General features: G+C 74.0%; 22 protein-coding genes and 2 pseudogenes. 12 read left to right on the top strand and 12 right to left on the bottom strand.

Annotated elements, in window-relative coordinates; translation table 11 throughout:
• The first annotated feature begins 42 nt into the window (after positions 1 to 42).
• The gene (locus ACZ6WH_RS36375; RefSeq protein ID WP_469734084.1) at positions 43 to 1116 is read left to right on the top strand and encodes an ATP-dependent DNA ligase; all 1074 of its coding nucleotides are present in this window, start codon (positions 43 to 45) and stop codon (positions 1114 to 1116) included.
• A 36-nt stretch (positions 1117 to 1152) separates the two neighbouring features.
• On the opposite strand, the gene ACZ6WH_RS36370 is transcribed toward ACZ6WH_RS36375, so the two are convergent.
• Positions 1153 to 1743 carry a cysteine hydrolase family protein gene (locus tag ACZ6WH_RS36370; RefSeq protein ID WP_469734082.1) on the bottom strand — a complete coding sequence of 197 codons (591 nt, stop codon included), beginning with the start codon at positions 1741 to 1743 and terminating at the stop codon, positions 1153 to 1155.
• Between the two features lie 205 nt (positions 1744 to 1948).
• On the opposite strand from ACZ6WH_RS36370, the gene ACZ6WH_RS36365 reads away from it, so the two are divergent.
• The gene (locus tag ACZ6WH_RS36365; protein ID WP_469734080.1) at positions 1949 to 2959 is read left to right on the top strand and encodes a GlxA family transcriptional regulator; all 1011 of its coding nucleotides are present in this window, start codon (positions 1949 to 1951) and stop codon (positions 2957 to 2959) included.
• 179 nt (positions 2960 to 3138) lie between these two features.
• Here the strand turns inward: ACZ6WH_RS36365 and msrB are convergent, their stop codons facing one another.
• The 4 genes from msrB to ACZ6WH_RS36345 form a co-directional block, all read right to left on the bottom strand.
• The gene (gene msrB, locus ACZ6WH_RS36360; protein ID WP_399719328.1) at positions 3139 to 3546 is read right to left on the bottom strand and encodes a peptide-methionine (R)-S-oxide reductase MsrB; all 408 of its coding nucleotides are present in this window, start codon (positions 3544 to 3546) and stop codon (positions 3139 to 3141) included.
• Between the two features lie 42 nt (positions 3547 to 3588).
• Positions 3589 to 4986 carry a UDP-N-acetylmuramate--L-alanine ligase gene (gene murC, locus ACZ6WH_RS36355; protein WP_469734078.1) on the bottom strand — a complete coding sequence of 466 codons (1398 nt, stop codon included), beginning with the start codon at positions 4984 to 4986 and terminating at the stop codon, positions 3589 to 3591.
• A gap of 127 nt (positions 4987 to 5113) precedes the next feature.
• Positions 5114 to 5734, bottom strand: coding sequence for a response regulator (locus ACZ6WH_RS36350; protein ID WP_469734226.1), 621 nt, complete (start codon positions 5732 to 5734; stop codon positions 5114 to 5116).
• A 48-nt stretch (positions 5735 to 5782) separates the two neighbouring features.
• Positions 5783 to 6988: a sensor histidine kinase gene (locus ACZ6WH_RS36345; RefSeq protein ID WP_469734224.1), complete on the bottom strand. Its 1206-nt coding sequence runs from the start codon at positions 6986 to 6988 to the stop codon at positions 5783 to 5785.
• A gap of 312 nt (positions 6989 to 7300) precedes the next feature.
• On the opposite strand from ACZ6WH_RS36345, the gene ACZ6WH_RS36340 reads away from it, so the two are divergent.
• Complete coding sequence (locus ACZ6WH_RS36340; RefSeq protein ID WP_469734076.1) at positions 7301 to 8371, top strand: ABC transporter permease; 1071 nt, start codon at positions 7301 to 7303, stop codon at positions 8369 to 8371.
• Positions 8372 to 8426: 55 nt separating this feature from the next.
• Positions 8427 to 9107, top strand: coding sequence for an ABC transporter ATP-binding protein (locus ACZ6WH_RS36335; RefSeq protein WP_469734074.1), 681 nt, complete (start codon positions 8427 to 8429; stop codon positions 9105 to 9107).
• Between the two features lie 303 nt (positions 9108 to 9410).
• Here the strand turns inward: ACZ6WH_RS36335 and ACZ6WH_RS36330 are convergent, their stop codons facing one another.
• Both ACZ6WH_RS36330 and ACZ6WH_RS36325 read right to left on the bottom strand, forming a co-directional pair.
• On the bottom strand, positions 9411 to 9914 hold the full coding sequence (locus ACZ6WH_RS36330) for an indole-3-glycerol phosphate synthase (RefSeq protein WP_432859721.1): 504 nt from the start codon (positions 9912 to 9914) through the stop codon (positions 9411 to 9413).
• Between the two features lie 164 nt (positions 9915 to 10078).
• On the bottom strand, positions 10079 to 10831 hold the full coding sequence (locus tag ACZ6WH_RS36325) for a pyrimidine reductase family protein (RefSeq protein WP_469734223.1): 753 nt from the start codon (positions 10829 to 10831) through the stop codon (positions 10079 to 10081).
• Between the two features lie 240 nt (positions 10832 to 11071).
• On the opposite strand from ACZ6WH_RS36325, the gene zapE reads away from it, so the two are divergent.
• Positions 11072 to 12154, top strand: coding sequence for a cell division protein ZapE (gene zapE / locus ACZ6WH_RS36320; protein ID WP_469734221.1), 1083 nt, complete (start codon positions 11072 to 11074; stop codon positions 12152 to 12154).
• Positions 12155 to 12290: 136 nt separating this feature from the next.
• The gene (locus ACZ6WH_RS36315) at positions 12291 to 13652 is read left to right on the top strand and encodes an alkaline phosphatase PhoX (RefSeq protein WP_432859717.1); all 1362 of its coding nucleotides are present in this window, start codon (positions 12291 to 12293) and stop codon (positions 13650 to 13652) included.
• 55 nt (positions 13653 to 13707) lie between these two features.
• Here the strand turns inward: ACZ6WH_RS36315 and ACZ6WH_RS36310 are convergent, their stop codons facing one another.
• Genes ACZ6WH_RS36310 through ACZ6WH_RS36295 form a run of 4 tightly spaced genes read right to left on the bottom strand, consistent with a single transcriptional unit; the run spans position 13708 to position 16280 of the window.
• The gene (locus ACZ6WH_RS36310; RefSeq protein WP_469734070.1) at positions 13708 to 13986 is read right to left on the bottom strand and encodes a hypothetical protein; all 279 of its coding nucleotides are present in this window, start codon (positions 13984 to 13986) and stop codon (positions 13708 to 13710) included.
• Between the two features lie 41 nt (positions 13987 to 14027).
• Positions 14028 to 14696, bottom strand: a complete 669-nt coding sequence (locus ACZ6WH_RS36305) for an ABC transporter (RefSeq protein WP_469734067.1) — start codon at positions 14694 to 14696, stop codon at positions 14028 to 14030.
• The gene (locus tag ACZ6WH_RS36300; protein WP_469734065.1) at positions 14693 to 15571 is read right to left on the bottom strand and encodes an ATP-binding cassette domain-containing protein; all 879 of its coding nucleotides are present in this window, start codon (positions 15569 to 15571) and stop codon (positions 14693 to 14695) included. The genes ACZ6WH_RS36305 and ACZ6WH_RS36300 overlap by 4 nt, the downstream gene beginning before the upstream one ends.
• Before the next feature lie 31 nt (positions 15572 to 15602).
• Entirely contained in the window at positions 15603 to 16280 is a 678-nt protein-coding gene (locus tag ACZ6WH_RS36295) for an AIM24 family protein (protein WP_361565279.1), read from the bottom strand.
• Positions 16281 to 16431: 151 nt separating this feature from the next.
• On the opposite strand from ACZ6WH_RS36295, the gene ACZ6WH_RS36290 reads away from it, so the two are divergent.
• On the top strand, positions 16432 to 17175 hold the full coding sequence (locus tag ACZ6WH_RS36290) for a peptidyl-tRNA hydrolase (protein ID WP_469734219.1): 744 nt from the start codon (positions 16432 to 16434) through the stop codon (positions 17173 to 17175).
• Positions 17176 to 17496: 321 nt separating this feature from the next.
• Here ACZ6WH_RS36290 and ACZ6WH_RS36285 read toward each other — a convergent pair whose 3' ends face one another.
• Positions 17497 to 18237 (bottom strand): nuclease-related domain-containing protein, encoded by a 741-nt coding sequence (locus ACZ6WH_RS36285; RefSeq protein WP_469734063.1) that lies wholly within the window; start codon positions 18235 to 18237, stop codon positions 17497 to 17499.
• 187 nt (positions 18238 to 18424) lie between these two features.
• Between ACZ6WH_RS36285 and ACZ6WH_RS36280 the strand changes: the two genes are divergently transcribed.
• From ACZ6WH_RS36280 to ACZ6WH_RS36260, 5 genes and pseudogenes are all read left to right on the top strand, one after another.
• The gene (locus ACZ6WH_RS36280) at positions 18425 to 19063 is read left to right on the top strand and encodes an NUDIX hydrolase (protein WP_432859708.1); all 639 of its coding nucleotides are present in this window, start codon (positions 18425 to 18427) and stop codon (positions 19061 to 19063) included.
• Positions 19064 to 19164: 101 nt separating this feature from the next.
• The gene (locus ACZ6WH_RS36275; protein ID WP_469734060.1) at positions 19165 to 19311 is read left to right on the top strand and encodes a hypothetical protein; all 147 of its coding nucleotides are present in this window, start codon (positions 19165 to 19167) and stop codon (positions 19309 to 19311) included.
• Between the two features lie 386 nt (positions 19312 to 19697).
• Positions 19698 to 20991, top strand: a pseudogene (locus ACZ6WH_RS36270) (MbnB/TglH/ChrH family RiPP precursor modification enzyme); the annotation flags it as partial.
• A 347-nt stretch (positions 20992 to 21338) separates the two neighbouring features.
• The gene (locus tag ACZ6WH_RS36265) at positions 21339 to 22367 is read left to right on the top strand and encodes a TIGR04222 domain-containing membrane protein (RefSeq protein ID WP_469734058.1); all 1029 of its coding nucleotides are present in this window, start codon (positions 21339 to 21341) and stop codon (positions 22365 to 22367) included.
• Positions 22368 to 22808: 441 nt separating this feature from the next.
• A pseudogene (locus ACZ6WH_RS36260) lies at positions 22809 to 23552 on the top strand (DUF4142 domain-containing protein); the annotation flags it as partial.
• Positions 23553 to 23852 lie beyond the last annotated feature (300 nt).

Here is a 23852-nt window from a genome sequence, read left to right as displayed (position 1 = left end):
GCTCGCCGGGCGACACAAGGGGCGTACGCGCACAATCAAGACATGGATCTCCCGGTGATGCCGCCCGTGAAGCCGATGCTGGCGAAGCCGGCGGCCAAGATCCCGCCCGGCATGCAGTACGAGGCCAAATGGGACGGCTTCCGGGCCATCGTCTACCGGGACGGCGACGAGGTCGAACTCGGCAGCCGTACCGGCAAGCCCCTCACCCGCTACTTCCCCGAACTGGTCGAGGCGCTGCGCGCCAACCTCCCCGCGCGCTGCGTCCTGGACGGCGAGATCGTGATCGCGCGCGGCGACCGGCTGGACTTCGACGCGCTCACCGAACGCATCCACCCCGCCAAGTCCCGGGTGGACCTGCTCGCAGAGCGCACCCCGGCCGGCTTCGTGGCGTTCGACCTGCTGGCGCTGGACAACGAAGCACTGCTGAACACGCCCCAGAAGGAGCGGCGAACGCGGCTCACCGAAGCGCTGCGGGGCACCGAGGCCCCCGTACACCTCGCGCCCGCCACCACGGACCGCGACGTCGCCGCCGAGTGGTTCACGCAGTACGAGGGCGCCGGGCTGGACGGCGTGATCGCCAAGCCGCTGGACATGCCCTACCGGCCCGACGAGCGGGTGATGGTCAAGGTCAAGCACGAACGCACGGCGGACTGCGTGCTGGCCGGCTTCCGCCACCACAAGAGCGGCCCCGTGGTGGGCTCGCTGCTGCTGGGCCTCTACGACGCGGCCGGGACGCTGCACCACGTAGGCGTGTGCGCCGCGTTCTCCATGAAGCGGCGCGAGGAGTTGGTGACGGAGCTGGAGCCGCTGCGCATGACGTCGGCGGCGGGCCACCCCTGGGCCGACTGGGCGAACGAGGAGGCGCACGAGTCCGCGCGGATGCCCGGCGCGCCCAGCCGCTGGAGCGGCAAGAAGGACCTGTCGTGGGTGCCGCTGCGCCCGGAGCGCGTCCTGGAGGTCGCGTACGACCACATGGAGAACGGGCAGCGCTTCCGGCACACCGCCCAGTTCCGCCGCTGGCGGCCGGACCGCACGCCGGAGAGCTGCACGTACGCACAGCTGGAGGAGCCGGTGCGGTACGACCTGGGGAAGGTGCTGACCCGTACGGTGAAGTGAGCCGTACGGCAGGCCCCGCGGCCGTCACGCCGGGCGCTACGCCAGGTCGGCGCCCTTCGCGACGACGACGCCGTAGAGGTCGCCGATCGTGGCGAGCGCGCCGTGGTGGATCTGCTCGGCGGACAGGGCGGTGCCGGCGCCCGTCAGGGGCCGCGTGGCACAGGCGTCGGCGACGACGGTGGGCGCGTAGCCGCGCAGGAACGCGCCCTCGGCGGTGAAGGTGACGCACATGTGCGTCATGAAGCCCGCGATGATCACGTTCTTGCGGCCGGCGGCCTCGACCTTCTGCTGGAGGTCGGTGTCGTGGAACGCGTTCGGCGCGTGCTTCACCACGACCGGCTCGCCGTCGGCCGGCGCCACGTCGGGGTGGAGGGAGCCGATCTCCGCACGGATGTCGTACGGGGTGCCGGGGCCGCCGTCGTGGGCGACGTGGACGACCGGTGTCGCCGCCTCGCGCGCCCGCGCCAGCAGCGCCGCGGCGGCGTCCAGCGCCGCGCGCCAGCCGGACAGCTCCAGCACGCCCCGGGTGTAGGTGCGCTGGAAGTCGATCATGATCAGCGTGGCGTCGGCGAGGGAAGCCGGGGCCTCGTCGAATCCGTTGAGCTGCCGCAGCGTCGTCGTAGCCATGGGAAAAGCCCTTCTCAGGCGGGGTGTTGGGGTGCCGGTCGCCTGGCGGCGCCGACGTGTTCGACGCTACGATCCGCTCGCCGATGTCTGCAATGTCATGCAACTTGCAGATCCGGACACGCTCGGCTGCTCCGGACACTCGGCGGCTCCGCACAGCCGGCAGCTCTGGACACACAGCAGTTCCCGTCACGCACAAGGAGGATGGGTGCCCGCACCCGAACGTCTCGTCGTCATCGTGGTCTTCGACGGCGTCGACCTGCTGGACATCACCGGGCCACCGGAGGTGTTCGCCCTGCTGCGGCGCGAGGTCGGCACCGATGCCGAAGCCGGTGCCGGTGCCGGCTATGAGGTGCTGCTGGCCGCCGAAACCGCTGAGCCGGTCACCACCGCCGCCGGGGTGCGGGTCCTGCCCGACATCGCCTTCGACGAGGTGGCCGGCCGGAGCATCGACACACTCCTGGTACCCGGCTCCGTACGCATCGACGCCGACCGGCGCGTGACCGCCCTGGCGGAACCGGCCGTCACCGCCCGCGTCGAGCAGCTCGCCGGCACCGCGCGCCGCGTCGCCTCCGTGTGCGTCGGCGCCCACATCCTGGCCGCCGCCGGCCTGCTCGACGGCAAGCGCGCGACCACGCACTGGTCGACCGCCCACCAGCTCGCCGCCGACCATCCGGCCGTCACCGTGGACGCCGACCCGATCTTCATCCGCGACGGCGCCGTGTGGACCGGCGCGGGCATCAGCTCCTGCCTCGACCTGTCCCTGGCCCTGGTCGCCGAGGACTTCGGCGAGGCCACGGCGCTGCGCGTGGCCCGCCAGCTCGTGATGTACCTCAAGCGCCCCGGCGGGCAGAGCCAGTTCTCCGTGCCCCTCGAACCCGTCTCCCCCACCCGCCGGATCGAGGAGCTGCGGCACTACATCAGCCGCCACCTGTCCGGGCCGCTCGGCCTCGCCGACCTGGCCGCGCACGCCCACGTCTCCGAACGCCAGCTCTCACGCATCTTCAAGGCCGACCTCGGCATGACACCGGCCGCCTACATCGAGTCCGCCCGCGTCGAACTCGCCCGCAACCGGCTGGAGTCCACTGACGACACGCTCGAACGCATCGCCGGGACCTGCGGCTTCGGCACCGTCGACACCCTCATCCGGGCCTTCCGCCGCCAACTGGCCACCACGCCGACGGAGTACCGCAACGGCTTCCGCTTCGCCGCGCGATGAAGCGCGCCGTGCGGCCCGCGCGCCCGGCGATCCGTCAGGCTCGGGCACCCGACTCGCGCACCCGCGCGACGGTCCCGGCGCACGCGAGCGAGGCCCCGCCTCCTGGGCAGGGCCTCGTCGCTCACCTACGTACTGCGGTTCCGTACCGGGGCCCGTGGCGCTCGGCCGGCCGACCGGGCTCAGCCCTCGTCGGCGGCCAGCCGCAGCGAGATGGAGTTGATGCAGTAGCGCTGGTCCGTGGGGGTGGCGTAGCCCTCGCCCTCGAAGACGTGGCCGAGGTGGGAGCCGCAGCGGGCGCAGCGGACCTCCGTACGGACCATGCCGTGGGAGCGGTCCTCCAGCAGCTCGACGGCGTCGGAGTCCTTCGGGTCGTAGAAGGACGGCCAGCCGCAGTGGCTGGCGAACTTCGTGTCCGACCGGAAGAGCTCCGCGCCGCAGGCCCGGCAGGAGTAGACGCCGGACGTCTCGGTGTCGGTGTACTCGCCGACGAAGGCGGGCTCCGTGCCGGCCTCGCGCAGGACGTGGTACTCCGCGGGGCTCAGCTCCGCGCGCCACTGCTCGTCGGGCTTGTCGATCTCGTAGGCCATGCTCTCGCTCCTTCGGGCCGGTGGGTGTCCGGTGGGTCCGCCTCAGGCGCCGAGGCGGGCCAGGATCTCGGGTCCCAGCTCCGTCACGTCGCCCGCGCCCATGGTCAGAACAAGGTCACCGGGGCCCGCCATTCCGGCGACGACCTCGGGGATCGCGGCCTTGTCGTGCTCGGCGGTCACCGTCGCGCCGGCCGCCTCGGCGGCCTTGACGATCATGTCGCTGGTCACGCCGGGAATCGGGTCCTCGCGGGCCGGGTAGATGTCCAGGACCACGGAGGCGTCGGCCAGCGCCAGCGCCTGGCCCATCTCCCGGCCCAGCTCCTGGGTGCGGGAGAAGAGATGCGGCTGGAAGACGACGAGGACGCGGGAGCCGGCGGCGGCGCCCCGGATCGCCTCCAGGTCGGCGGTCATCTCGGTGGGGTGGTGCGCGTACGAGTCGATGACCTGGACGCCCTTGGCCTCGCCCTTGAGCTGGAGGCGCCGCTTGACGCCGGTGTACGAGCCGAGGGCGGTGGCGAGGTCGGCGGCCGGAACCCCGAGGGCCACGCCGGCGGCCAGCGCCGCCACGGCGTTCAGCGCGTAGTGCCGGCCGGGGACGGAGACGGTGAAGGCCAGTCGCTCGCCGGTGCCGAGCACCACGGTGACCTCGCTGGTCAGGCCGTGCGGGGTGATGTCCAGGACGCGCAGGTCGGCGTCGTCCGCCTCGCCGTAGGTGACGACCGTGAGGCCGTCGCGGCCGCGGACGCGGGCGGTCAGCTCGCGGGCGCCCTCGTGGTCGGCGGAGACGACGAGGGTGCCGCCCGTGCGGACCCGGCCCACGAAGGTCTCGAAGGACTCGTGGATCTCGTCCATCGAGGCGTAGTTGGCGTGGTGGTCCAGCTCGACGTTGAGGATGATCGCGACTTCGGGGGCGTACTTGTGGAAGCTGCGGTCCGACTCGTCGGCCTCGGCCACGAAGATCTCGCCCGCGCCGTGCCGGGCGTTGGAGCCGGGCGCGTCGAGGTCGCCGCCGATGGCGTACGAGGGGTCGAGGCCCAGGGTGGTGAGGGCGACGGCCAGCATGGAGGTGGTGGTCGTCTTGCCGTGCGTGCCGGCGACGGCGAGGGGGCGGGCGCCGTCCATCAGGGCGGCCAGGGCGTCGGAGCGGTGCACGACCGGGATGCCGCGCTCGGCCGCGGCGGCCAGCTCGGGGTTGTCGGCGCGGATGGCGGAGGAGACGACGACGCTGGTGGCGTCCGCTGCGAGGTGCTCGGCGGCGTGGCCGATGTGGACCGTGGCGCCGGCCTCGCGCAGGGCCAGGACGGTCGCCGACTCCCGGGCGTCGCTGCCCGCGACGGCGGCGCCGCGCTGCGCCAGGATCTTCGCGATGCCGGACATGCCGGCGCCGCCGATGCCGATGAAGTGCGGTCGGTCCATCGTGGCGGGGATGCCGGGTGCCATCGTGACGTCTCCCTGGTCGGTGCGGTCGGCCGGCGGTCGCCGGCCGGCTTGTCGGTCGGGCTCGATTCTCGCACCCCGCACCGACAAACCCGGCCACGGCCGGTCGGCCCCCGCCACGCGGCGCGGATCAGCGCCGGATGAGTCCCTGCGCCGTCGCCGCCGCGACCGCGGACGTACGGGAGTCGACCCCGAGCTTGGTGTAGATGTGCACGAGGTGGGACTTCACGGTCGCCTGGCTGAGGAAGAGCCGCTTGCTGATCCGCGCGTTGGACAGGCCGTCGGCCACCAGTTGCAGCACCTCCGTCTCGCGGCGCGAGAGCACGGCCGCGGGGGTGCGCATGCGGTCCATCAGGCGCAGCGCGACGGCCGGCGCGAGCGCGGACTTTCCCGCCGCCGCGGTGCGGACCGCGGCGGCCAGTTCCTCGGGCGGCGCGTCCTTGAGGAGGTAGCCGGTGGCGCCGGCCTCGATGGCGGCGAGGATGTCGGCGTCCGTGTCGTACGTGGTGAGCACCAGGACGCGGGGCGCGCCCTCCTGGGCGGTGATCTCGGCGGTGGCCTGCGGGCCGCGCATCTCGCCCGCGAACTGGAGGTCCATGAGGACCACGTCGACGCCGAGCCGGGCCGCGAGCGCCACGGACTCCTCGGCGGTGGGGACGTCGGCGACCACCTCGAAGTCCGGTTCCGTCTCCAGTACGGCCCGCAGCCCGGCGCGTACCACGGGGTGGTCGTCGGCCAGGAGGAGGCGGATGCGGCCGCCTTCCGGGGCGGCGGGGCTGCCGGTGCGGGGGGGTGTCGGTCACGTGCAGGCCTGTTCGGAGGGGTCGGGCGGGGTGGTGGGCGGGTCCGCGTGGGGCGGGGCGACGCCGGACGGGTGTGCGAGGGGCAGGGTGACCGCGACGGCCGTGCCCTCCCCCGGCGCCGATTCGACCACGAAGGTGCCGTGCAGGGCGCGCGCACGGGCGCGCATCGCGGCGAGGCCGAAGCCCGCGCCCTCGGTGTCCGTACCGGGGGCCGGGACCGTGTCGGGCAGGAAGCCGGTGCCGTCGTCCACGACATCGAGGGCGACCTCGGTGTCCATGTAGCTGAGCGTCAGCTCCGCCCGTTGTGCCGCGGCGTGCCGCACCGTGTTGGCCAGCGCCGACTGGGCGATGCGGAGCAGGGCGACCTCCTGAGCGGTGGGCAGGCCCGTGGGCGTACCGGACACGTGGCAGTGCACGGCGAGTCCGGAGGCGCGTGCCGTGGTGGCGCACAGCCGCTCCAGGGCGGCGGGCAGCGAGCCGTGTTCCAGGCCGGGCGGGCTCAGGGCGCGGACGAAGCGGCGGGCCTCCGCGAGGTTGTCGACGGCGGCCTCGCGGGCGTGCCGTACGTGGCCGAGGGCGTCCCCGGGGCGTTCCGGCAGGGAGCGTTCCGCGGCGCGCAGGAGCAGCTGGATGCTGGACAGGCCCTGGGCGAGGGTGTCGTGGATCTCGCGCGCCAGCCGTTCCCGCTCGGCCAGGACCCCCGCGGTGCGCTCGGCGGCGGCCAGGTCGTTGCGGGCCTCCGTCAGCTCCTCGACCACACGACGGCGCTGCTCGCTCTCCCGGTACAGCGCCTGGTAGCCGAGGACGACGGCGACCGCGACGGCCGCTCCGAGGGCGGGCCCGACGACCGTGCCCACGGTGAGCGTGCCGGCGTGCCACCCGAAACCCCCGACGGCCACGGCGGTGGTGACCGCGACGAGCGGCAGCGCCCACTTCAGGGGCAGCAGGTGGAGCTGCACGAAGAAGAGCGGGAAGGCGAGCCACACGCCGTCCGGGGTGAGCAGGACCAGCGTCGCCCAGACGGCCAGTACGGCGGCGAGCCAGAGGGCGGCGGCAGCGGGCGCGGCGGAGACCTTCGGGAGGACGGGCCCGAGCGCGTACACGAGGGCGAGCACGGCCGCCGCCCCGATGACGGCCGGCGCGTCGGGCGCGTGCGCGGCGACCGCGCGGCCCGCGGCGAGCGCCAGCAGCGCGGCGACCATCAGGTGCAGGCAGAGCCGCAGCACACGGAGGACGGGGGTGAGGGAGTGCGGGTTCACGTGCTCATTCCGGGTCTCGCGTACTCGTATGGGTACGGGGCGCCGGTCCGCCCCGATCTCGTCGGGGCAGGGCGCTCCTCAAGGCTAGGCGGAGCCCACCCCTCCGGCATCAACCGAAAGATTGACCGATCCCGCTCTCTTTCGATCCGCGGGAACCCCTCCGCGGCGCGATGCCCGGCGCACCCCGCCCCGGCGAGATTGGGGGCAGCCGCCGGGCACCGGCCCGGCACCGTACGCAAAGGACGTCAGAGGGCCGTGTTCGTCGCCTGGAGAGACCTGAGGTTCGCCAAGGGCCGGTTCGCCCTGATGGGGACCGTCATCGTGCTGATCACCGTGCTGGTGGGACTGCTGTCCGGCCTGACGGCCGGCCTCGGCCGGGAGAACACCTCGGCGATCACCCACCTGCCCGCCGACCATCTCGTCTTCTCCGCCCCCGCCGGGGACGACGGCGTATCGTTCACCGACTCGCACATCAGCACGAAGACCGCCGAGCGCTGGGCCGCCGTGCCCGGCGTGGAGCGGGCCGATCCGCTGGGCATCGCCACCACGAAGGCCGAGTCCGGCGCACGAAGCGCCGCGGTGTCCGCCTTCGGAGCCCGCCCCGGCTTCTCCCCCGAGGCGCGGCAGGTCGCACCCGGCAGGGCGGTGCTCTCCCAGCAGGCCGCCGAGGAACTGGGCGTACGGACAGGCGACCGGTTCACACTGGCAGGGCAGCGACTGCGGGTGACCGCCGTGGCGGGCGAAGCGATGTACAGCCACACCCCCGTCGCATGGCTCTCCCTCGCCGACTGGCAGCGCGTGGGCGGCGGCCCGAACGGCTCGACCGTCCTCGCACTGACCACCCAGGACGCCACGCCCGGCGACCTGGCGACGGCCGACCGCCGACTCGGCACCAGAACGGTGAGCACCGCCGACTCCCTCCAGGCCATCGGCTCCTACACCGCCGAGAACGGCTCGCTCCAACTGATGCGCGGCTTCCTCTTCGCCATCTCGGCGCTGGTCATCGGCGCGTTCTTCACCGTATGGACGATCCAGCGCAGCGGCGACGTCGCCGTACTGAAGGCGCTCGGCGCCTCGACCCGTTACCTCCTCAGGGACGCGCTCGGACAGGCCGTCGTCCTGCTGGCCCTCGGTACGGGGCTGGGCACCGCGCTCGCGGCCGGAGTGGGCGCGGCGGTCGGCGGCACCGTGCCCTTCGTCCTGGAGCCGGCCACCGTGCTCGTACCGGCGCTGGTCATGATCACGCTGGGCGCGGCCGGCGCGGCCCTGGCCGTCCGCCGCATCACGTCCGTGGACCCCCTGACGGCCCTCGGGAGCGCCCGGTGACGCTCCACCACCACCCCCGCCCCCGTACCGCCCCGAACACCCCGTGGAGCGCCCGATGACCCTCACCCTGACCGACGTCACCCTCACCTATCCCGACGGCGACGCCCGGCTGACCGCACTGGACGCGGTGTCGCTGCACGTACCGGCCGGCTCGACGACCGCCGTCATCGGCCCTTCGGGGTCCGGCAAGTCCAGCCTGCTGGCGGTGGCCGCCACCCTGATCACCCCGGACCGCGGCACCGTCACGATCGACGGCGTGGCCACCACCGGGATGAGCCGCGCCCGGCTGACCGCACTCCGCCGCGACAAGGTCGGCACGGTCTTCCAGCAGCCCAACCTGCTGCCCTCACTGACCGCGGCCGAACAGCTCCAGGCATTGGCCCACGTGGCCGGCCGGCCACCCCGCAGGGCGGCGTCACGAGCGCGCGAGCTGCTGGCCGCGGTAGGCCTGGCGGACCACGCCGACCGCCGCCCCCATCAGCTCTCGGGCGGCCAGCGCCAACGCGTCAACATCGCGAGGGCCCTCATGAACGACCCGGCCGTCCTCCTGGTGGACGAGCCCACCAGCGCCCTGGACCAGGAACGCGGCGCAGCCGTACTGGAACTGCTGACCACCCTCACCCACGAACGCGCCACAGCCACCGTCCTGGTGACCCACGACCCGTCACACCTGAAATCGGCGGACACGGTAGTGACGGTCCAGGACGGCCGACTCACAACACCCACCCGCACCTGACAACGAGCAGAAACCCCCACCGCCTTTCCACCCCCCACCGACGGGAGGGGACGGGCCGGAGCGGCAGGGGGTCCGGACGTAAAGCGAAGCAGTCCGGACCCCCTGCCGCGGAGGCCCGGCACCGCAGCGTCAAGCCCCGCGCAGCGGCGCCGCCCGCCGCAGGCGAAACGGCGCCGCACTCGGCAACGTACGCAAACCCCTCGCGGCAGCAAACGGCGCCGCACCCGCCAGCGCCACCGCACCCGGCACGCACCGCTCCCCCCCAGGGCGTGGGCCCCACGGAGCGTCGGCCCCCACAGGGCGTCAGCCCCCGGCCGGCTCGTCCTGCTCCCCCGCCCGCTCCCCCGCGTGCGAGAACAGCTTCAGCACAGGCACGCCGACCTTGTGCCGAGCCCGCGAGGCCCAGTCACGGTGGAAGAACTCCTCCACGAAGTGCGGCGCGGTCAGCACGATCACCTCATCGGCCCCCGTCTGGTCGACGACCGACCGCAGCAGGTCCAGCGGGTGGTCCTCGACCACCTGCCCAATGGCCTCAGCGCCCGCGTTCCGCAGCTGCTGCAGGGTGTACGACAAGGCCCGCTCCGCGGGCGGCTCCGCCTCCTCGCCCTCGGGTTCGTCACCCTCCCGCACCGCCTCGTCGAACTCGCCGAGGGCGACGTCGTCGATGGCCCGCAGCAAGACGTCCTGCTCGCCGCGCGGCTGCATGAGGACGACGAAGGAGACCTCGTCGTCGCCGTGCAGCGTGGTCACGAACTCCACGTCCGCGGGCGCCAGAGGCTTCTCGATCATCAATACGCTCGTGAACACGACGCGTGCCCTTCTTCTCCGCTTCATGGACCGCCCCGGGGAACGGCCCGACAGAAACCATCCTGCCCCGCCGCGGGGCGGGACCTTTGTCCTTTAGTGTGCCCAATGGAAGCTAAGCGGAACGGAAAATTCCGCCGATCGCCGAGGACGCCGGGTGAAACGGTTCACGGCCTGCGGTAGCGAGTGAACAGGAAGCCGGCCTCCTCCAGCACGGAAGCCAGCCGGAACCGTTCCGGTACCGCCGAGCCGGGCGCGTTCATGATCCGCGGCGCGTCCCCCGCCACCACCAGCGGCGCCAGCGACAGACACAGCTCGTCCAGCGCGCCCGCCGCGGCGAACTGGCCGAGCAGCCGCGGCCCGCCCTCCGTGAGCAGCCGGGTGAAACCCCGGTCCGCGAGCGCGCCGGTCACCCGCGCGGGGTCCACCGCCGCGCCCTCCCCGACGAAGATCACCTCCGCACCGGCGGCGCGCGCCTCCCGCACGCGGTCGGCATCGGCGGCGGCACCGGTCAGCAGCACCGTGGGCGCCGGCGCCTGCGTGAAGAGCGGCAGCGAGAAGTCCAGCTCCAGGCTCGCGGTCACCACGGCGATCGCCGGGGCCGGCCCCTGTCCGGCCGCCGCCCGGCGCGCCGCGAAGGCCTCCCGCGCCTTCGCCGGCCGGTACCCCTCCCGGCGCACCGTCTCCGCGCCGACCACCACCGCGTCGGCCAGCCCTCGCAGCACTCCGAAGATGCGCATGTCGGCGTCGCTGGAGAGCGGCTGCGAGCGGCCTTCGTGGTGCGCGGCGCCGTCCACGGAGGACACCATGTTGGCGCGCAGCCATCCGTGTACCGCCGTGCCCGGCGCCGCCGCCCGCGTCCCCTCCGGGTACGCGTAGGCCTCCGCCAGCTCGTCCAGCGTCCATTCCCGGTCGTCCATCCACTCCCGGTACCCCTCAGGCGGCGATGACACCACCGCTTGGGCAGCTCCTTCGGGCGAAACATTTCCGGACGGCGCGGGCTGGGCTGGAGAAGGGAACAGACGTCGCATGGGCCGCAGTGTGGCACGGAGAAGGCCGTGTGACATGTCTCGCTCAGCGGCCCGGTCGCTGCCCCGCAGCGACTACCCTGGAGCGTTGTGTCACCTTCGAACCCCTCGTCGCCCTCGCAGCCCGCTCCGATAACCGGCCAGGCCGCCGCCGGCCCCTCGGACGACGCGGCTCCGGCCGCGCTCACCGCGCGTGCCCCGCACGTCCCCGCCGACCGGCTGGTCGCGGAGATGGTGCCGCCGCCGCGCTTCCAGAGCGCGCGCTTCGAGACGTACATCCCGGACCCGGCACAGCCCAGCCAGGCCGAGGCGGTACAGGTGCTCAGCTCCTTCGCGGCGAGCATCGGGGGCGCCGCGAGCCCTTCGGGGGGCAAGCGGCGCTGGTTCTCGAAGAAGCCCGAGGCGCCCAAGGGGCCGCGCGGCGTCTACCTGGACGGCGGCTACGGCGTCGGCAAGACCCACCTGCTGGCCTCCCTGTGGCACGCCACGGCGGCCCCGCCGGAGCTCAAGGCGTTCGGCACCTTCGTGGAGCTGACCAACCTGGTCGGCGCGCTCGGCTTCCAGGAGACGGTCCGCACCCTCAGCGGGCACCGCCTGCTGTGCATCGACGAGTTCGAGCTGGACGACCCGGGCGACACGGTGCTGGTCTCCTCCCTGCTCGCCAAGCTGGTCGAGCACGGCGTGGCGCTGGCCGCCACCTCGAACACCCTGCCCGGCAAGCTCGGCGAGGGCCGCTTCGCCGCCGCCGACTTCCTGCGCGAGATCCAGGGGCTGAGCGCACACTTCCGCCCGCTGCGCATCGATGGCCAGGACTACCGCCACCGCGGACTGCCCGAGGCGCCCGCGCCGTTCGACGACCAGACCGTCACCCGCGTCGCGTACGCCACGCCCGGCGCCTCCCTCGACGACTTCCCCGCGCTGCTGGACCACCTCTCGAAGGTGCACCCGAGCCGGTACGGCGCCATGTGCGACGGCATCCGGGCGGTCTGCCTCAGGGACGTACAGGCGGTGCCGGACCAGTCAACGGCCCTGCGGCTGGTCGTGCTGGCCGACCGGCTCTACGACCGGGAGGTGCCGGTGCTGGCGTCCGGCAAGCCGTTCGACGAGCTGTTCAGCGAGGAGATGCTCAACGGCGGCTACCGCAAGAAGTACTTCCGCGCGATCTCGCGTCTGACGGCGCTGGCGCGGGACGCCAAGCAGCTGACGGAGAACTAGGACCCGGCGCTCCCGCGAGGGCGCCGGAGACCCCGTCAGGGCTCCCCAGGGCACTTCTACGCGCGTGGTTCCCGGCGGACGTGTGGCGTGGTACACACATGCGGTCATCACCTGTCCGCCAGCAGGGAGTTGCCTCATGTCCGCAACACGACGTCAGATGCTCGCCAGAACCGGCGCGGTGGGAGCGGGGATCGTCTTCTCCGGCGCCGTCTCGGAGATCTTCGCCGGCACCGCCAGCGCCCAGGGCATGGGCCGCGGCGGTTACGGACCGCTGGTTCCCGACCCGGACGGCCTGCTCGACCTCCCCAAGGGCTTCCGCTACAAGGTGCTGTCCCGGGAGGGCGACCCGCTGCTCTCCGGAGAGGGCAAGGTGCCGAGCAACTGCGACGGCATGGCCGCCTTCCGCGGCCGCCGCGGCCACACCCACCTCGTGCGGAACCACGAGAACCGCCGCAAGTCGCGTGCCGCCGTGCCCACCGTGGACGGCATCACGTACGACCCCATGGGCGAGGGCGGGTGCACCGCCATCGAGGTCGACGCGCACAACGAGGTGGTCTCCGAACGGGTTGCCATCGCCGGCACCTCCACCAACTGCGCCGGTGGGCCCACCCCGTGGAAGACCTGGCTGACCTGCGAGGAGACCGAGTACAAGGCGGGCGAGGAGGGCTACACCAAGGACCACGGATTCATCTTCGAGGTCGACCCGTACGACCCGCGCCGCACCGGGGCCGTGCCGCTCGAGGACATGGGCCGCTTCCAGCACGAGGCGATAGCCATCGACCCGCGGGACGGCACGGTCTACGAGACCGAGGACGCCTTCGAGAAGCCGTTCGGGCTCTTCTACCGCTTCCACCCGAACAAGCCGATGGGCGGTACCGGTTCACTGCGTGCGGGCGGCCGGCTGCAGGCCATGCGCGTTCCGGGGGTGAAGGACCTCTCCGCCATCCAGGAGACGGGCGCGACGTTCGACCGCATCGAGTGGGTGGACGTCCCGGACCCGCTGGCCAAGCAGACCGCCATCCGCTTCCAGGACTTCGGGCGCAAGGGCATCACGCACGCCCAGAAGCTGGAGGGCTGTTACTGGGGCGGCTCCAGCGTGTACTTCGTGTCCAGCTTCGCGCACCGCGACGAGGGGTCGGCCGCCGACCACTACGGGCAGGTGTGGCGGTACGACCCGAAGGCGCGGCGGCTGACGCTGGTGGTCGTCTTCGGGCCCGACGCGGACCTCCAACTGCCCGGCGAGTCCCCGGACAACATCTGCCTCGCCCCCAGCGGCGGCCTGATGGTGTGCGAGGACGGCGAGGGCGCCCAGCACGTCTTCGGCGTGACGAGGAAGGGCTCGGTGTACCCGATGGCGCGCGGCCGGCAGAACATCGGGACGCCGGAGAAGCCGGAGTGGGGCGAGTTCGCCGGCGTCACCTTCGCGCCGGACGGGCGCACGATGTACGTGAACTGCTACACGCCGGGGACGACGTTCGCGGTGACGGGGCCGTTCTGACGCCGTTCCGGCCCCGGCGGCCGTGCGCCCGGAGTGACCGCGTACCGCCTGTCCGCTAGCCCGAGCAGGCGGTGCGCTGGGCCTCCTGCCACTCGCAGCGCGGGCACAGGACGATGCCCGGCGTGGACTCCGGGTACTCGGTGGGCGCACGGCACAGGACGCACTCCGCGAACGGCTCCTCAGGTGAGGCGACGCGTGCCTCCTCGTGGGAGGCGGCGGGTGCCTTCTCCCGGGAAGCACCGGACGTCTCCGCCCGCGACGCATCGGGGGTCTCCTCCCCGGGGCCCGCGGGCGGTGCGTCTTCGGGACCGGGGCGCTGGCTGTCGGTCGGCATGATCCCGAGCCTAAGCCCTGTGCCCGGGCCCCGGCCGCGGCTCAGGTGCGCCGGGAGCTGAGCGCGCAGGCCCCGGCCACGGCCGCCGCACCGATCAGTGCGGCGATGCCCAGCGGCAGCCAGGGCACCGTGACCGTGCCGTGCGGCGAGCCGGTCACCAGGCCGCTGACCGCGGCGTTCGCGGGCGATCCCGCGGCGACGAGCAGCAGCAGGGCGGCCAGCGCGCCCGTCGGGATCGCCCGGCCCGGGCTGCGCACCACCGGCCGGTTGGCCAGCGCCCCGACGGCCGTGCCCAACAGGACGCAGCACAGGGCCGTGAGCGCCCCGGCGAGGGTCGCGGCCCCCATCGGTACCGCGACGCGGTGATCGGCGCTGTGCGGGTCGGAGACCAGCGCGGTGAAGGCCGTACCCAGCGCGCCCAGCGCCGTCGCGGCCAGCGCGGCGACGGACACCGCCGCCAGGTGCGCGCGGCCGGGGCCGACGGCCGCCGCGGTGCAGGCCCGGGCGGCGGGCGGCTCGGCGGTCACGCCGGCCCGCACCAGCCACGCGGCCACGGGCAGCAGGGGCGCCGCGACGTACCCGAATCCGTCGAGCACCGGGTCACCGGCCCGGATGCCGATCGCCACGTACGCGGCGTACAGGACGGCGGGCGGCAGCCAGCGGTGCGAACCGATGAGCAGCGCGAAGTGGTAACGGAGCAGCGGGATCACGGGGATTCAGGCCTCGGTGCGGTCCGGTCGGGACGGGCTTCTTCGGGGGTCACGGCATGGATGTGCCAGGGCGGGCGGGCCGTCAGCAGGGCGTGCAGCAGCGTGTCGGAGTGTGGGGCGGGCACGGTGAACCGGGTCGTGCCGTCCGGGCCGGGTGCGGTGACGGGCGTCCCCGGGAGGCTCTCGGGCGGTACGGCGCCGGGCGGTCCCTGCGCCACGACGGTCACGCGCGGTCCCGACGCGGCGTCCGCCGCGCGCGTGGCCGTCTCCTGGGGCCGCAGGCGCGCGTCCGCGACCCGGTAGCAGGCATCCGCGGCACCGGCCAGGCGCGCCGGGTCGTGGTCGACGAAGACGACGGTGCCGCCCGCCGCGACGCGCTCGGCCACCGCGCGGTCGAGCGTGCCGCGCGCCGTGCGGTCCAGACCGGTCCACGCCTCGTCCAGGACCAGCAGTTCGGGCTCGGCGAGCAGCGCCTGGGCCACGGCGACCTTCTGGCTGGTGCCCTTGGACAGCTCCGCGAGTGGCGTACGGGCGTGGCCGGCTGCCCCGAAGCGCTCCAGCCACTCCGTGGCCCGGCGGGCCGGCGCGGCACCGCGCAGCCCGTGGACGCGCCCGAGGTGGCTGAGGTACCCGAGGGCGGTGAAGGGCAGCGCGGCGGGGAAGCGCTCGGGGACGTACGCGGTGCGCGGGCGTCCCGTGACACGGCCCATACTGGGCGCGTCAATGCCGGCGAACAGGCGCAGCAGCGTCGACTTGCCGCTGCCGTTCGTGCCCTCGAAGCGCAGCAGCACGCCGCGCGGCACTTCGAGGTCGACGTCGCGCAGCACCCAGGGGCCGCGCAGCCCGTACCGTCGCCCGACCTTGTGCAGCTTCATGCGGATCCGCCTCCGTGCCGGCCCTCGTTCCTCAGCCGTTCGAAGCCGCTGCGGGCTTGGCCTCGCTCGGGCGCACGATCACGAAGCCCTCGCCGTCGAGGCGCAGCTGTACGGCCTCCCCCGAGCCGCCTCGGATCATCGACCCGACGCTCTGCGAGCGGTGCAGCGAGGTCGTCAGGGCGGCGCTCCAGCCGACCACCGCGTCCGTGTCGACGTGGACCGGCAGCTGCGGGCTGACGGGGATGACGATCGGGTTGCCCTCGCACATCACGCCGAGCTGTCCGTGGCCGGTGAACACGGAGTTGAAGAGCCCGCCGCCGGTCATGCCGGCGCCCTTCACGACCTTTATCTCGTAGGACAGCGTGGAGTCGAAGCACAGGATGTTGCGCCCGTTGAGCGTGATGCTGTCACCGGGGGCGAGGTCCACGATGAAGCAGTTCTGCGCCTCGTGGGCGAACCACACCTCCCCCTGACCACGCACGGCCATGAGAGCCAGCCCCTCGCCGGTGACCGCGCGCTTGAGGAACTTGCCCACCCCCTGGCCCTGCTTCTCGAACTGGAGGTTGCCGCGGAAGGCGACCATGGAGCCCTGGCGCGCGTAGCACTCGCCGTCCACCGCGTACTTGATGGACTTGGCGTTCTGCAGCGTCATACCGGGGGCACTGGCCTGCGTGACCAAATGCTCGGACGAGAAGAGTTCGCTCTGCATGAGGAGGATGATCGCCCGGAACGTTCCCCTCCGCCAACAGCGGCCGGGCGCACGCCGGGCTCCGGCCGCCTCGCCGGGGGGTGTCGGTAGCGGCTGGCAGACTGAAACCGTGAGCAACACCGAGACTCCCCTCAGCAGCACCGACACCACCGTGAGCAGCACCGACGCCCCGGGCACCCCGGCCGCGGCGGACGGCGGGCCGCCGTCCGCCGCTCCGCGCCGTGCGGAGACCGACCGCGACGCGGCACCGCAGTTCGTGCTGCCGCTGGTCGTCCGCCTGGAGAAGGCCGCACCGCCGGCGCGTACGGACGCGCTGGAGACGGCCGCGCGTGCGGTTCTCGTGCTGCTCTCGGACGAGCGCTCGCTCGGCGAGGGCGAGTGGGCCGCGGCCGTGCGGGACTGGCAGGACGCGCGGATCCGCAAGGTCGTGCGGCGTGCACGGGGCGCCGAGTGGCGCCGCGCCGCGGCGCTGCCGGGCATCACGGTCGACGGCGGCTCCGCCGAGGTGCGGGTCTTCCCGCCGGTGCCGCTGGACGGCTGGCCCAAGGAGCTGGCCAAGCTCCAGGTCTCGGGGACCGAGCTGGACGACCCGGAGCCGCCTGCCGCGCCCGCCCCGGACGGCCCGGTGCTGTGGCTGAGCCCGGATCTGGAGATGTCGGCGGGCAAGGCGATGGCCCAGGCGGGACACGGCGCGCAGCTCGCATGGTGGGCGCTGTCCGAAGCCGAACGCACGGCCTGGCGCACGGCCGGCTTCCCGCTGGCCGTCCGTACGGCGGCCCCGGACCACTGGGCGAAGCTGACCCGCAGCGGCCTCCCCGTGGTCCGCGACGCGGGCTACACGGAGATCGCCCCGGGCTCCTGCACGGTGGTCGCCGACCACCCGGCGCTGCGGTAGCGCGGTGATCGCCGGCCGATCGGCGCTGCGGTAGCGCGGTGGTCGCCAGCCATGTGGCGCTGTGGTTGCACGGCGGTCGCCGACCACCCGGCGCTGCGGTAACGCCCGGCGCCGGAGCGGTGCCGGGGGTGGGCAGCTGCGGGACGTCAAGGGCTGCGTCCGGCGGTCGGCGGTCGTCCCGTGCCCTTCCGACGGTCACCCAGTGCCCCTCCGAAGGCCTCCCAGGGGTCTCACGGCGGTCGTCCAGCGACCGTCACGAGGGGCCCGGTTGTCGCCCAAGGGGCGTCCGCCTGTCGGCCGGAGGTGGCCCGCCGGCCGCGCTCAGAGGCCGTTCCACGTGCGGCGGTTGCGGGCGACGGTGTGGATGCGGTCGACGGCCGCCGGGGGCAGTACGCCGCCGAGCGCGCCGAGTGCCGTGACCGCCTGCGCGCCGGCCACCAGGCGCACCTCCGGCTCGCAGTGCGCGCCCGCCTCCTGCTCCTCCGGCAGCTGTTCGATGTGGCGAGGCCCGACGAGCACGAGTACGGGGCGGACGGGCACCGGGAAGCCGCAGCCACGGGTCAGCGCGTACGTCGCGCGCACGGCACGCTGCCGGGTACGGCGCACGTACGGCTGCGGGCGCCGGCCGTACCCCGGGCGCACATCGGTGGCGTCGGCCCGTACCCGCGCGCCGCGCACCGCCTCCGTGGCGAGGCAGAAGACGCCGCCCGGCCCGATGAGGAGGTGGCTGATCTCGCTCCCGGGCGGCAGCGGCAGGGAGTGCAGTACGTGCCAGCCGCCACGGCCCAGCCGTTCAAGCTCCGCGCCCACCGCGCTCTCCGCGGCGAGCCGGCGCCGCCAGTCGTCCTGCACGGGGTGGCGGCCCAGGAGCCTGGCCCCGAGGAGGGCGGGGCCGTCGAGCGGGTGTTCGGCGAGGAAGGTACGCAGCGTCTCCCCCGGGCGGTTCGGCGCGAGGTCGTCGTCCGGCGGGAGGAACAACCGGTCGGGGTCGCGCGGCAGGAAGAGCCGGTCCGGGGCGTGTGGCCGGAAGTGCCGGTCGGGGTCGTCCGGTGTCGGCTTCACGGACATCACCCCTTGCGGGACTCGCCTCCGGCGGGATACCGCCGCCCTGCGGGACCCGCCCCTCACCCATGGGACCAGCCGTGTACGGCGTGGGCAAGAGCGAGTGAGGCTACGCAGAAGGGGGGCCGGCAACGTCCGCAGAGGGGTGGGAACGGGCGTCCGCGCGTGGTACATCGTGATGATGCCGATGTCGACGTTGAAGGAAGCGGACCTCGCGGATCCGTCCCGGCTCGAAGCCGCGCTGCGCGCCAATCTGGCGGCGTTCGAGCGACGCGAGGTACCCGTACCGGAAGGCGTGCGGAGCGCCGCCGTGTGCCTCACCGTGGTCCCGTTCCGCGACGAGCCGCACGTCCTGGTGATCAAGCGGGCGCCGCGCGGCCGCAACGCCGGACAGTGGGCGCTCCCGGGCGGCCGCCTGGACGAGGCCGAGTCGGCACAGGACGCGGCGCTCCGGGAACTGGCCGAGGAGACCGGCGTCGAGGCCGGCCCGGAGGAGGTCGCCGGGCTGCTGGACGACTTCCGTACCGAGTCGGGCTTCGTGATCACACCGCTGGTCGTCGTCCCCCGGGGCCCTGTGCAGCCGCGCCCCGACCCGAAGGAGGTGCAGTCGCTGCACCACGTACTGCTGCGGCGGCTGATGAAGCCGGACCTGCCGCGGTGGGCGACGGCTCCGGACGGCGGGCCGCTGCTGCAGATGCCGCTGCGCGCGGGGATGGTGATCCACGCGCCGACCGGCGCACTGCTGTGGCAGTTCCGCGAAGTGGCCCTCCTGGGGCGGGCTACACGGGTCGACACAGTGGCCCAGCCGGAGTTCACCTGGCGCTGAGCCGCCGTGCGGTTGGCGAGAGCTGCCTCTTCGGGGCGGGCGCCCCGCGGCGGGCGAGCGCCACGGGCCAAGTACCGTTTTTACGTGCTCACCTCCTGGGCGTGGTCCGGCTCGGCGCGGTCGCACTCGCCGTCCACCGCGCGCGGGCCGTCTTCCGCCGCCCCCGGGCCCGCGGCCATCTCGAACAGCCCACCGGGACGGTCCTCTTCGGACTCGGCGCCGCGGTGGCCGTGGAGACCACCCGCTGACGCGACACGAGCCACCGGCAGGGCCGGACCGCGGGCCGCGCATCCGTACGCCGCGAGGGACACACCTCCGTGCGCCACGGAAGACACGCATTCGTGTGCAGCGGAAGGCGGGCCTTCGTGCGCCGAGGAGGCCGGTCTTCGTGTGCCGCGGGAGGCAGGCGTTCATACGCCGCGCCACGCGCGTATTCGTACGGCGTGCAAAGGCGGGGAAAAGCTCAGATCCGGCTCTGAACTCGGCGGACCGACGGTTCGTCCTCCTCAGAGGGGTGATGAGTACGGAAGCACCCGGGAGTCGGAGCGGAGGGGGAGCGATGGAGCAGCCAGGGCGAACCGGGCACACGGAGAGCCGCCGGGAGCGGCGTACCGGACCGGAACCCGGGTACCGGCTGGGCACCGGCATCGGGTGGCGGCCCGAGATCGCCGACGGGATCGCCGGGCTGCCCGGGATCGACTGGGTCGAAGTCGTCGCGGAGAACATCTGCCCGGGCCACCTCCCGCCCGCCCTCGAAGCCCTGCGGGCCCGCGGCACCACCGTCGTCCCGCACGGCGTCTCCCTCGGGCTGGGCGGCGCCGAGCGGCCGGACGCCGGCCGGCTGGCCGCGCTGGCCGAGCGCGCCGAAGCGCTCGCCGCGCCCCTCGTCACCGAGCACATCGCCTTCGTGCGGGCCGGCGGCGAGCTGACCGGCGGGCCGCGCATGGAGGCGGGGCACCTGCTGCCCGTACCCCGTACGTACGACGCGCTCGACGTGCTGTGCGAGAACGTACGCATCGCGCAGGAGGCGCTGCCGGTCCCGCTCGCCGTGGAGAACATCGCCGCACTGATCAACTGGCCCGGCGAGGAGCTGACCGAGGGACAGTTCCTCGCCGAACTCGTCGAGCGGACCGGCGTACGACTCCTCATCGACGTGGCGAACCTGCACACCAACCACGTGAACCGGGGCGAGGACCCGGCGGCGGCCCTGGACGCGCTGCCGGTGGAGGCGATCGCCTACGTCCACGTCGCGGGCGGTTTCGAGCGGGACGGGGTGTGGCACGACAGCCACGCGCACCCCGTGACGCAGCCCGTCCTGGACGTGCTGGCCGAGCTGTGCGCCCGCGTCACCCCGCCGGGCGTCCTCCTCGAACGCGACGAGAACTTCCCGCCCGTCGCGGAGCTCGCCGCCGAGCTGACTGCCGTACGAAGCGTCGTGAAGGAGGCCGGGACCCATGACCGAGCGACTGCCTGACCCCCGGCCCGGCGGCCGGAGCACTCGCGCCCGGCATGTACGGGAGGGGAACGCGCCCGACTGCCACGCCCTCGATCACCACGTATCGGAGGGAACCTCGTCCCCCCGAAGTGCTCCCGACGAGTACGCGCCCACCCGAAGCGCATCGGACCGCGGCGCGGCCGCCCGAAGCGCATCCGACCAGGACGCGGCCGATCGGAAGGCATCCGGCCGGGACGCGTTCGCCTCCCGAGGGACCGAGGCGGCGCGGCGGCGGCTGGCCGCGGCACAGGAGGAGCTGCTGGCCGCGCTGGTGGCGGACGGCGCCGATCCGGCGGGGTTCGACGCCGAGCGCCTCTCCGTGCAGCGGCGCGCGCTGGCCGCCAAGCGGGCGGACGTGATCGCCGCGGTCGCTCCGGAGCTGCCCGGCATACTGGGAGCGGACTACCGCAGCGCCTTCCTGGACTACGCACAGGGCCGGCCGATGCGCGGCGGCTACCGACGCGACGCACTGGACTTCGCCGGCCATCTGCTCGCCCTCGGCCTCCCGGCGCACCCCACGGCGCGGCGGCAGCTGACACAGTGGTGGCGCGACCGTGCGGGCCCCACCCCGCCGTCGAACCGTCCCGCGGCACGGCTGACCCGGCTGGCCCGCACGCTGACCGGCCTGCTGCCCCGACCCGGGGGCGAGCGGCCGGCCGGGGACGGCACGACGGGCGGGAACGGCACGGCGGGCGGCGGCCGGAGCGGGACCCCGCACGTGCCGGAAGGTGCCTCGCGGGTGGAGTATGTCGACAGACCCCGGAGTGGGAGGTAATCACGTTGTCCTTCGCGCAGTTGGTGTACCTGGCCGTCGCCGCGTCCTCAGTGGTGCTCATCGCCGGTACGGTCCACACCCGCCGCGCCGCGCCGTCCCCCCGGGCGGTGCTCGTCGACGTGCCCTCGCACGACCTCTGGGAGAACGCCTTCCTCGCCGGCGGACCCGGCCGGGTCGCCGACGCGGCGATCGCCGGGATGCACAGCGACGGCCGGCTGGCGATCGGCGGCCCGGGAACGGTCTCAGCGCGCCGTCCCGCCGTCTCGCACGACCCGGTCGAGTCCGCGGTGCTGGAGGGGCTCGCGCGGACGCCTGGCGGCGCCCTGGCGCGGTTGCGCCCGACGGTCATGCGCAGCGGGGCCGTCCAGCAGATCGGCGACCGGCTGGCGGACCGCGGCCTGCTGCACCGCCCGGAGACCGGCCGGCCGTGGCGGCAGCTGGCCCGGCTGCAGATCGGCGCGTGCATGTGCGTCTTCTTCCTCGGCATCTTCCAGTCGGTGACGGGGGCGCTGGACGACGGTGCTCCGCAGTACCCGCAGAACATGCCGTTCGTGCTCAAGGTGACGCCCGCGGTGTTCGCGGGGATCTTCATCGGCACGCTGTGCCGGAATGCCGTACGCCGTCGCATCACGAAGGACGGCAAGCGCGCCCTGAAGCGCTTCCGTACGGCGAACAAGGCGGCCGCCGCCGGCCCGGCGGGCCTGCCCGCCGCGCTCGCCGTGGCCGTCGGGGGCGCGGCGCTGCTGACCGACCGGGCACTGCGTGAGCACCTGCTGGAGGCGCAGCGGGCGGCGCGAGGACCCGCAGCGGCCAACGCGATGTCCGCCAACGGATCGTCGCCGGGAACGGGCTGGAGCGGCGCCGCCGACACCGGCGGCCTGTGGTGCGGTTCCTCCGGCGGCGGAACGGGCTGCGGCAACGCCTCCTGCGGAGGCTCCGCCTCAGGCACCGGCGGCTCCTCCTGCGGGGGCGGCCACTCCTCCGGTGGCCACTCTTCCGGCGGCCACTCCTCGTGCGGAGGCTCCAGCAACTGACCCCCAGTGCGGTGCGTCCGCAGGACCGAAAGGTCAGCACGCAGGCGCGCCCCCGAAAGGGGCATACGAGCTGCCCCCGGATGCGGACGCGCACGCCTTCAGGAGGGCGGGTGCGCAGGCCCTCGAAGGACAGGGGCGCGCACGGCCTCTCAAGGCGGCGCCCGCACAGCATCGGGAAGCACCACACGCAGGGCTCCGGAGACGGGGCACGCACCGTCCCGCTGCGGGGCGGCGCCCGCAGCGCCGAGTACGCGGCGCGCCGTGGGTACCTGTGCCCGGCGGTTCGGGAGGCTCCACATTGCGCCGGGCCCGTACCGCCCGAGGCGGGCCCGGAAACTCGTCAACGTACCAACGGGCGACGGACGTTGAGTTCGAGTTCGGGGAACAAGGGTGCGGGCCGGGGCGGGCGGATTAGCGTGCGGGAGCGCACCAGGAGGCACCATGCGATCCGTCACCGGAACCGGACTCGTCGTCGCCGCACTCGTCGCGACGGCAGCCGCACTGCTCTTCCCCATCCTGTCCTTCGCCGGGCTCTCGGCGGCCGGCACCGACATCAACGCGGGCACCGTGGCCACCCGTTTCGGCCCGCTCTCCGCCCTCGACCGCGACTTCGTCAACAAGGTCCGGCTGGCCGGGCTCTGGGAGCTGCCGGCCGGGCAGCAGGCGCGGGAACGCGGCACCACGAAGGCCGTACGGACCGCGGGCGATCACCTCGTGAGCGGCCACGCGGCCCTCGACCGCCACGTCCTGAGGGTGGCGTCACAGCTCGGCGTCGACCTGCCCAATCAGCCCAACGCCCAGCAGCAGGGCTGGCTCTCGGAGCTGGAGGCGGCGCGCGGCAGCGAGTACGACCGGAAGTTCGCCAACATCCTCCGGCTGGCGCACGGCAAGGTCTTCACGGTCGTCGCGCAGGTCCGCGCGACGACGCGCAATTCGCTGGTACGCGGGCTGGCGGACGATGCCAATACGACCGTGCTCGACCACATCACCGTGCTGGAACGCACCGGCGACGTGGACTTCGACGGCATCGCCCGGGACACCCAGGCCACCGGCTCGCCGACGCCGCCGGCCGCGCCCCCGCCCGCACCGCCGTCCCCGGCCGCTCCCGCGGCACCCGCGCCGCCCGAGCCCGCCACCCCGTCCGCGGCCTTCTCCCTGCCGCCGGCCGCCTCCACACCCGCGCCGGGCGCCCCCGGCCGCGGCGGACAGGGCCAGGGCGGAGGACAGGGCCAGGGGCGAGGACAAGGCCAGGAGGGCGGTCCGGAGAACCAGCAGCGGGGTCAGGAGGGCCGGGAGGAGCAGCAGGGGCAGCAAGGGGCGGAAGAGGACCGGCGAGGCCGGGAAGGGCGCCCGCCCCGGGACGAGCAGGCCCGAGAGGGGCAGGGCGGCCCGGGCGGGCCCCGGGGCGGCGCGGCGCATTCGGCGGCGAATGGGTGAGGTGACCGGTCCCGCGGAGGGGCGTGCGGGGGTCTTCGGGTATCCGCC

Source organism: Streptomyces sp. NPDC050806, assembly GCF_055586425.1.
The sequence above is the reverse complement of the archived record's forward strand: the minus strand, read 5'-3'. Positions and strand labels throughout refer to the sequence as shown.

Excerpts from the sequence above, each read along its gene's own strand:
- ACZ6WH_RS36375 (WP_469734084.1), top strand. The coding sequence starts at position 43 with ATGGATCTCCCGGTGATGCCGCCCGTGAAGCCGATGCTGGCGAAGCCG.
- ACZ6WH_RS36310 (WP_469734070.1), bottom strand. The coding sequence starts at position 13,986 with ATGCCGACCGACAGCCAGCGCCCCGGTCCCGAAGACGCACCGCCCGCG.
- ACZ6WH_RS36300 (WP_469734065.1), bottom strand. The coding sequence starts at position 15,571 with ATGAAGCTGCACAAGGTCGGGCGACGGTACGGGCTGCGCGGCCCCTGG.
- ACZ6WH_RS36345 (WP_469734224.1), bottom strand. The coding sequence starts at position 6,988 with ATGGTCGCCGCGCTGCTGGCGCTCGCCGCGGGCCGCGCGGTCGCCGCG.
- ACZ6WH_RS36315 (WP_432859717.1), top strand. The coding sequence starts at position 12,291 with ATGTCCGCAACACGACGTCAGATGCTCGCCAGAACCGGCGCGGTGGGA.
- murC (WP_469734078.1), bottom strand. The coding sequence starts at position 4,986 with ATGGCACCCGGCATCCCCGCCACGATGGACCGACCGCACTTCATCGGC.
- ACZ6WH_RS36370 (WP_469734082.1), bottom strand. The coding sequence starts at position 1,743 with ATGGCTACGACGACGCTGCGGCAGCTCAACGGATTCGACGAGGCCCCG.
- ACZ6WH_RS36295 (WP_361565279.1), bottom strand. The coding sequence starts at position 16,280 with ATGCAGAGCGAACTCTTCTCGTCCGAGCATTTGGTCACGCAGGCCAGT.
- ACZ6WH_RS36280 (WP_432859708.1), top strand. The coding sequence starts at position 18,425 with ATGTCGACGTTGAAGGAAGCGGACCTCGCGGATCCGTCCCGGCTCGAA.
- ACZ6WH_RS36335 (WP_469734074.1), top strand. The coding sequence starts at position 8,427 with ATGACCCTCACCCTGACCGACGTCACCCTCACCTATCCCGACGGCGAC.
- ACZ6WH_RS36325 (WP_469734223.1), bottom strand. The coding sequence starts at position 10,831 with ATGGACGACCGGGAATGGACGCTGGACGAGCTGGCGGAGGCCTACGCG.
- msrB (WP_399719328.1), bottom strand. The coding sequence starts at position 3,546 with ATGGCCTACGAGATCGACAAGCCCGACGAGCAGTGGCGCGCGGAGCTG.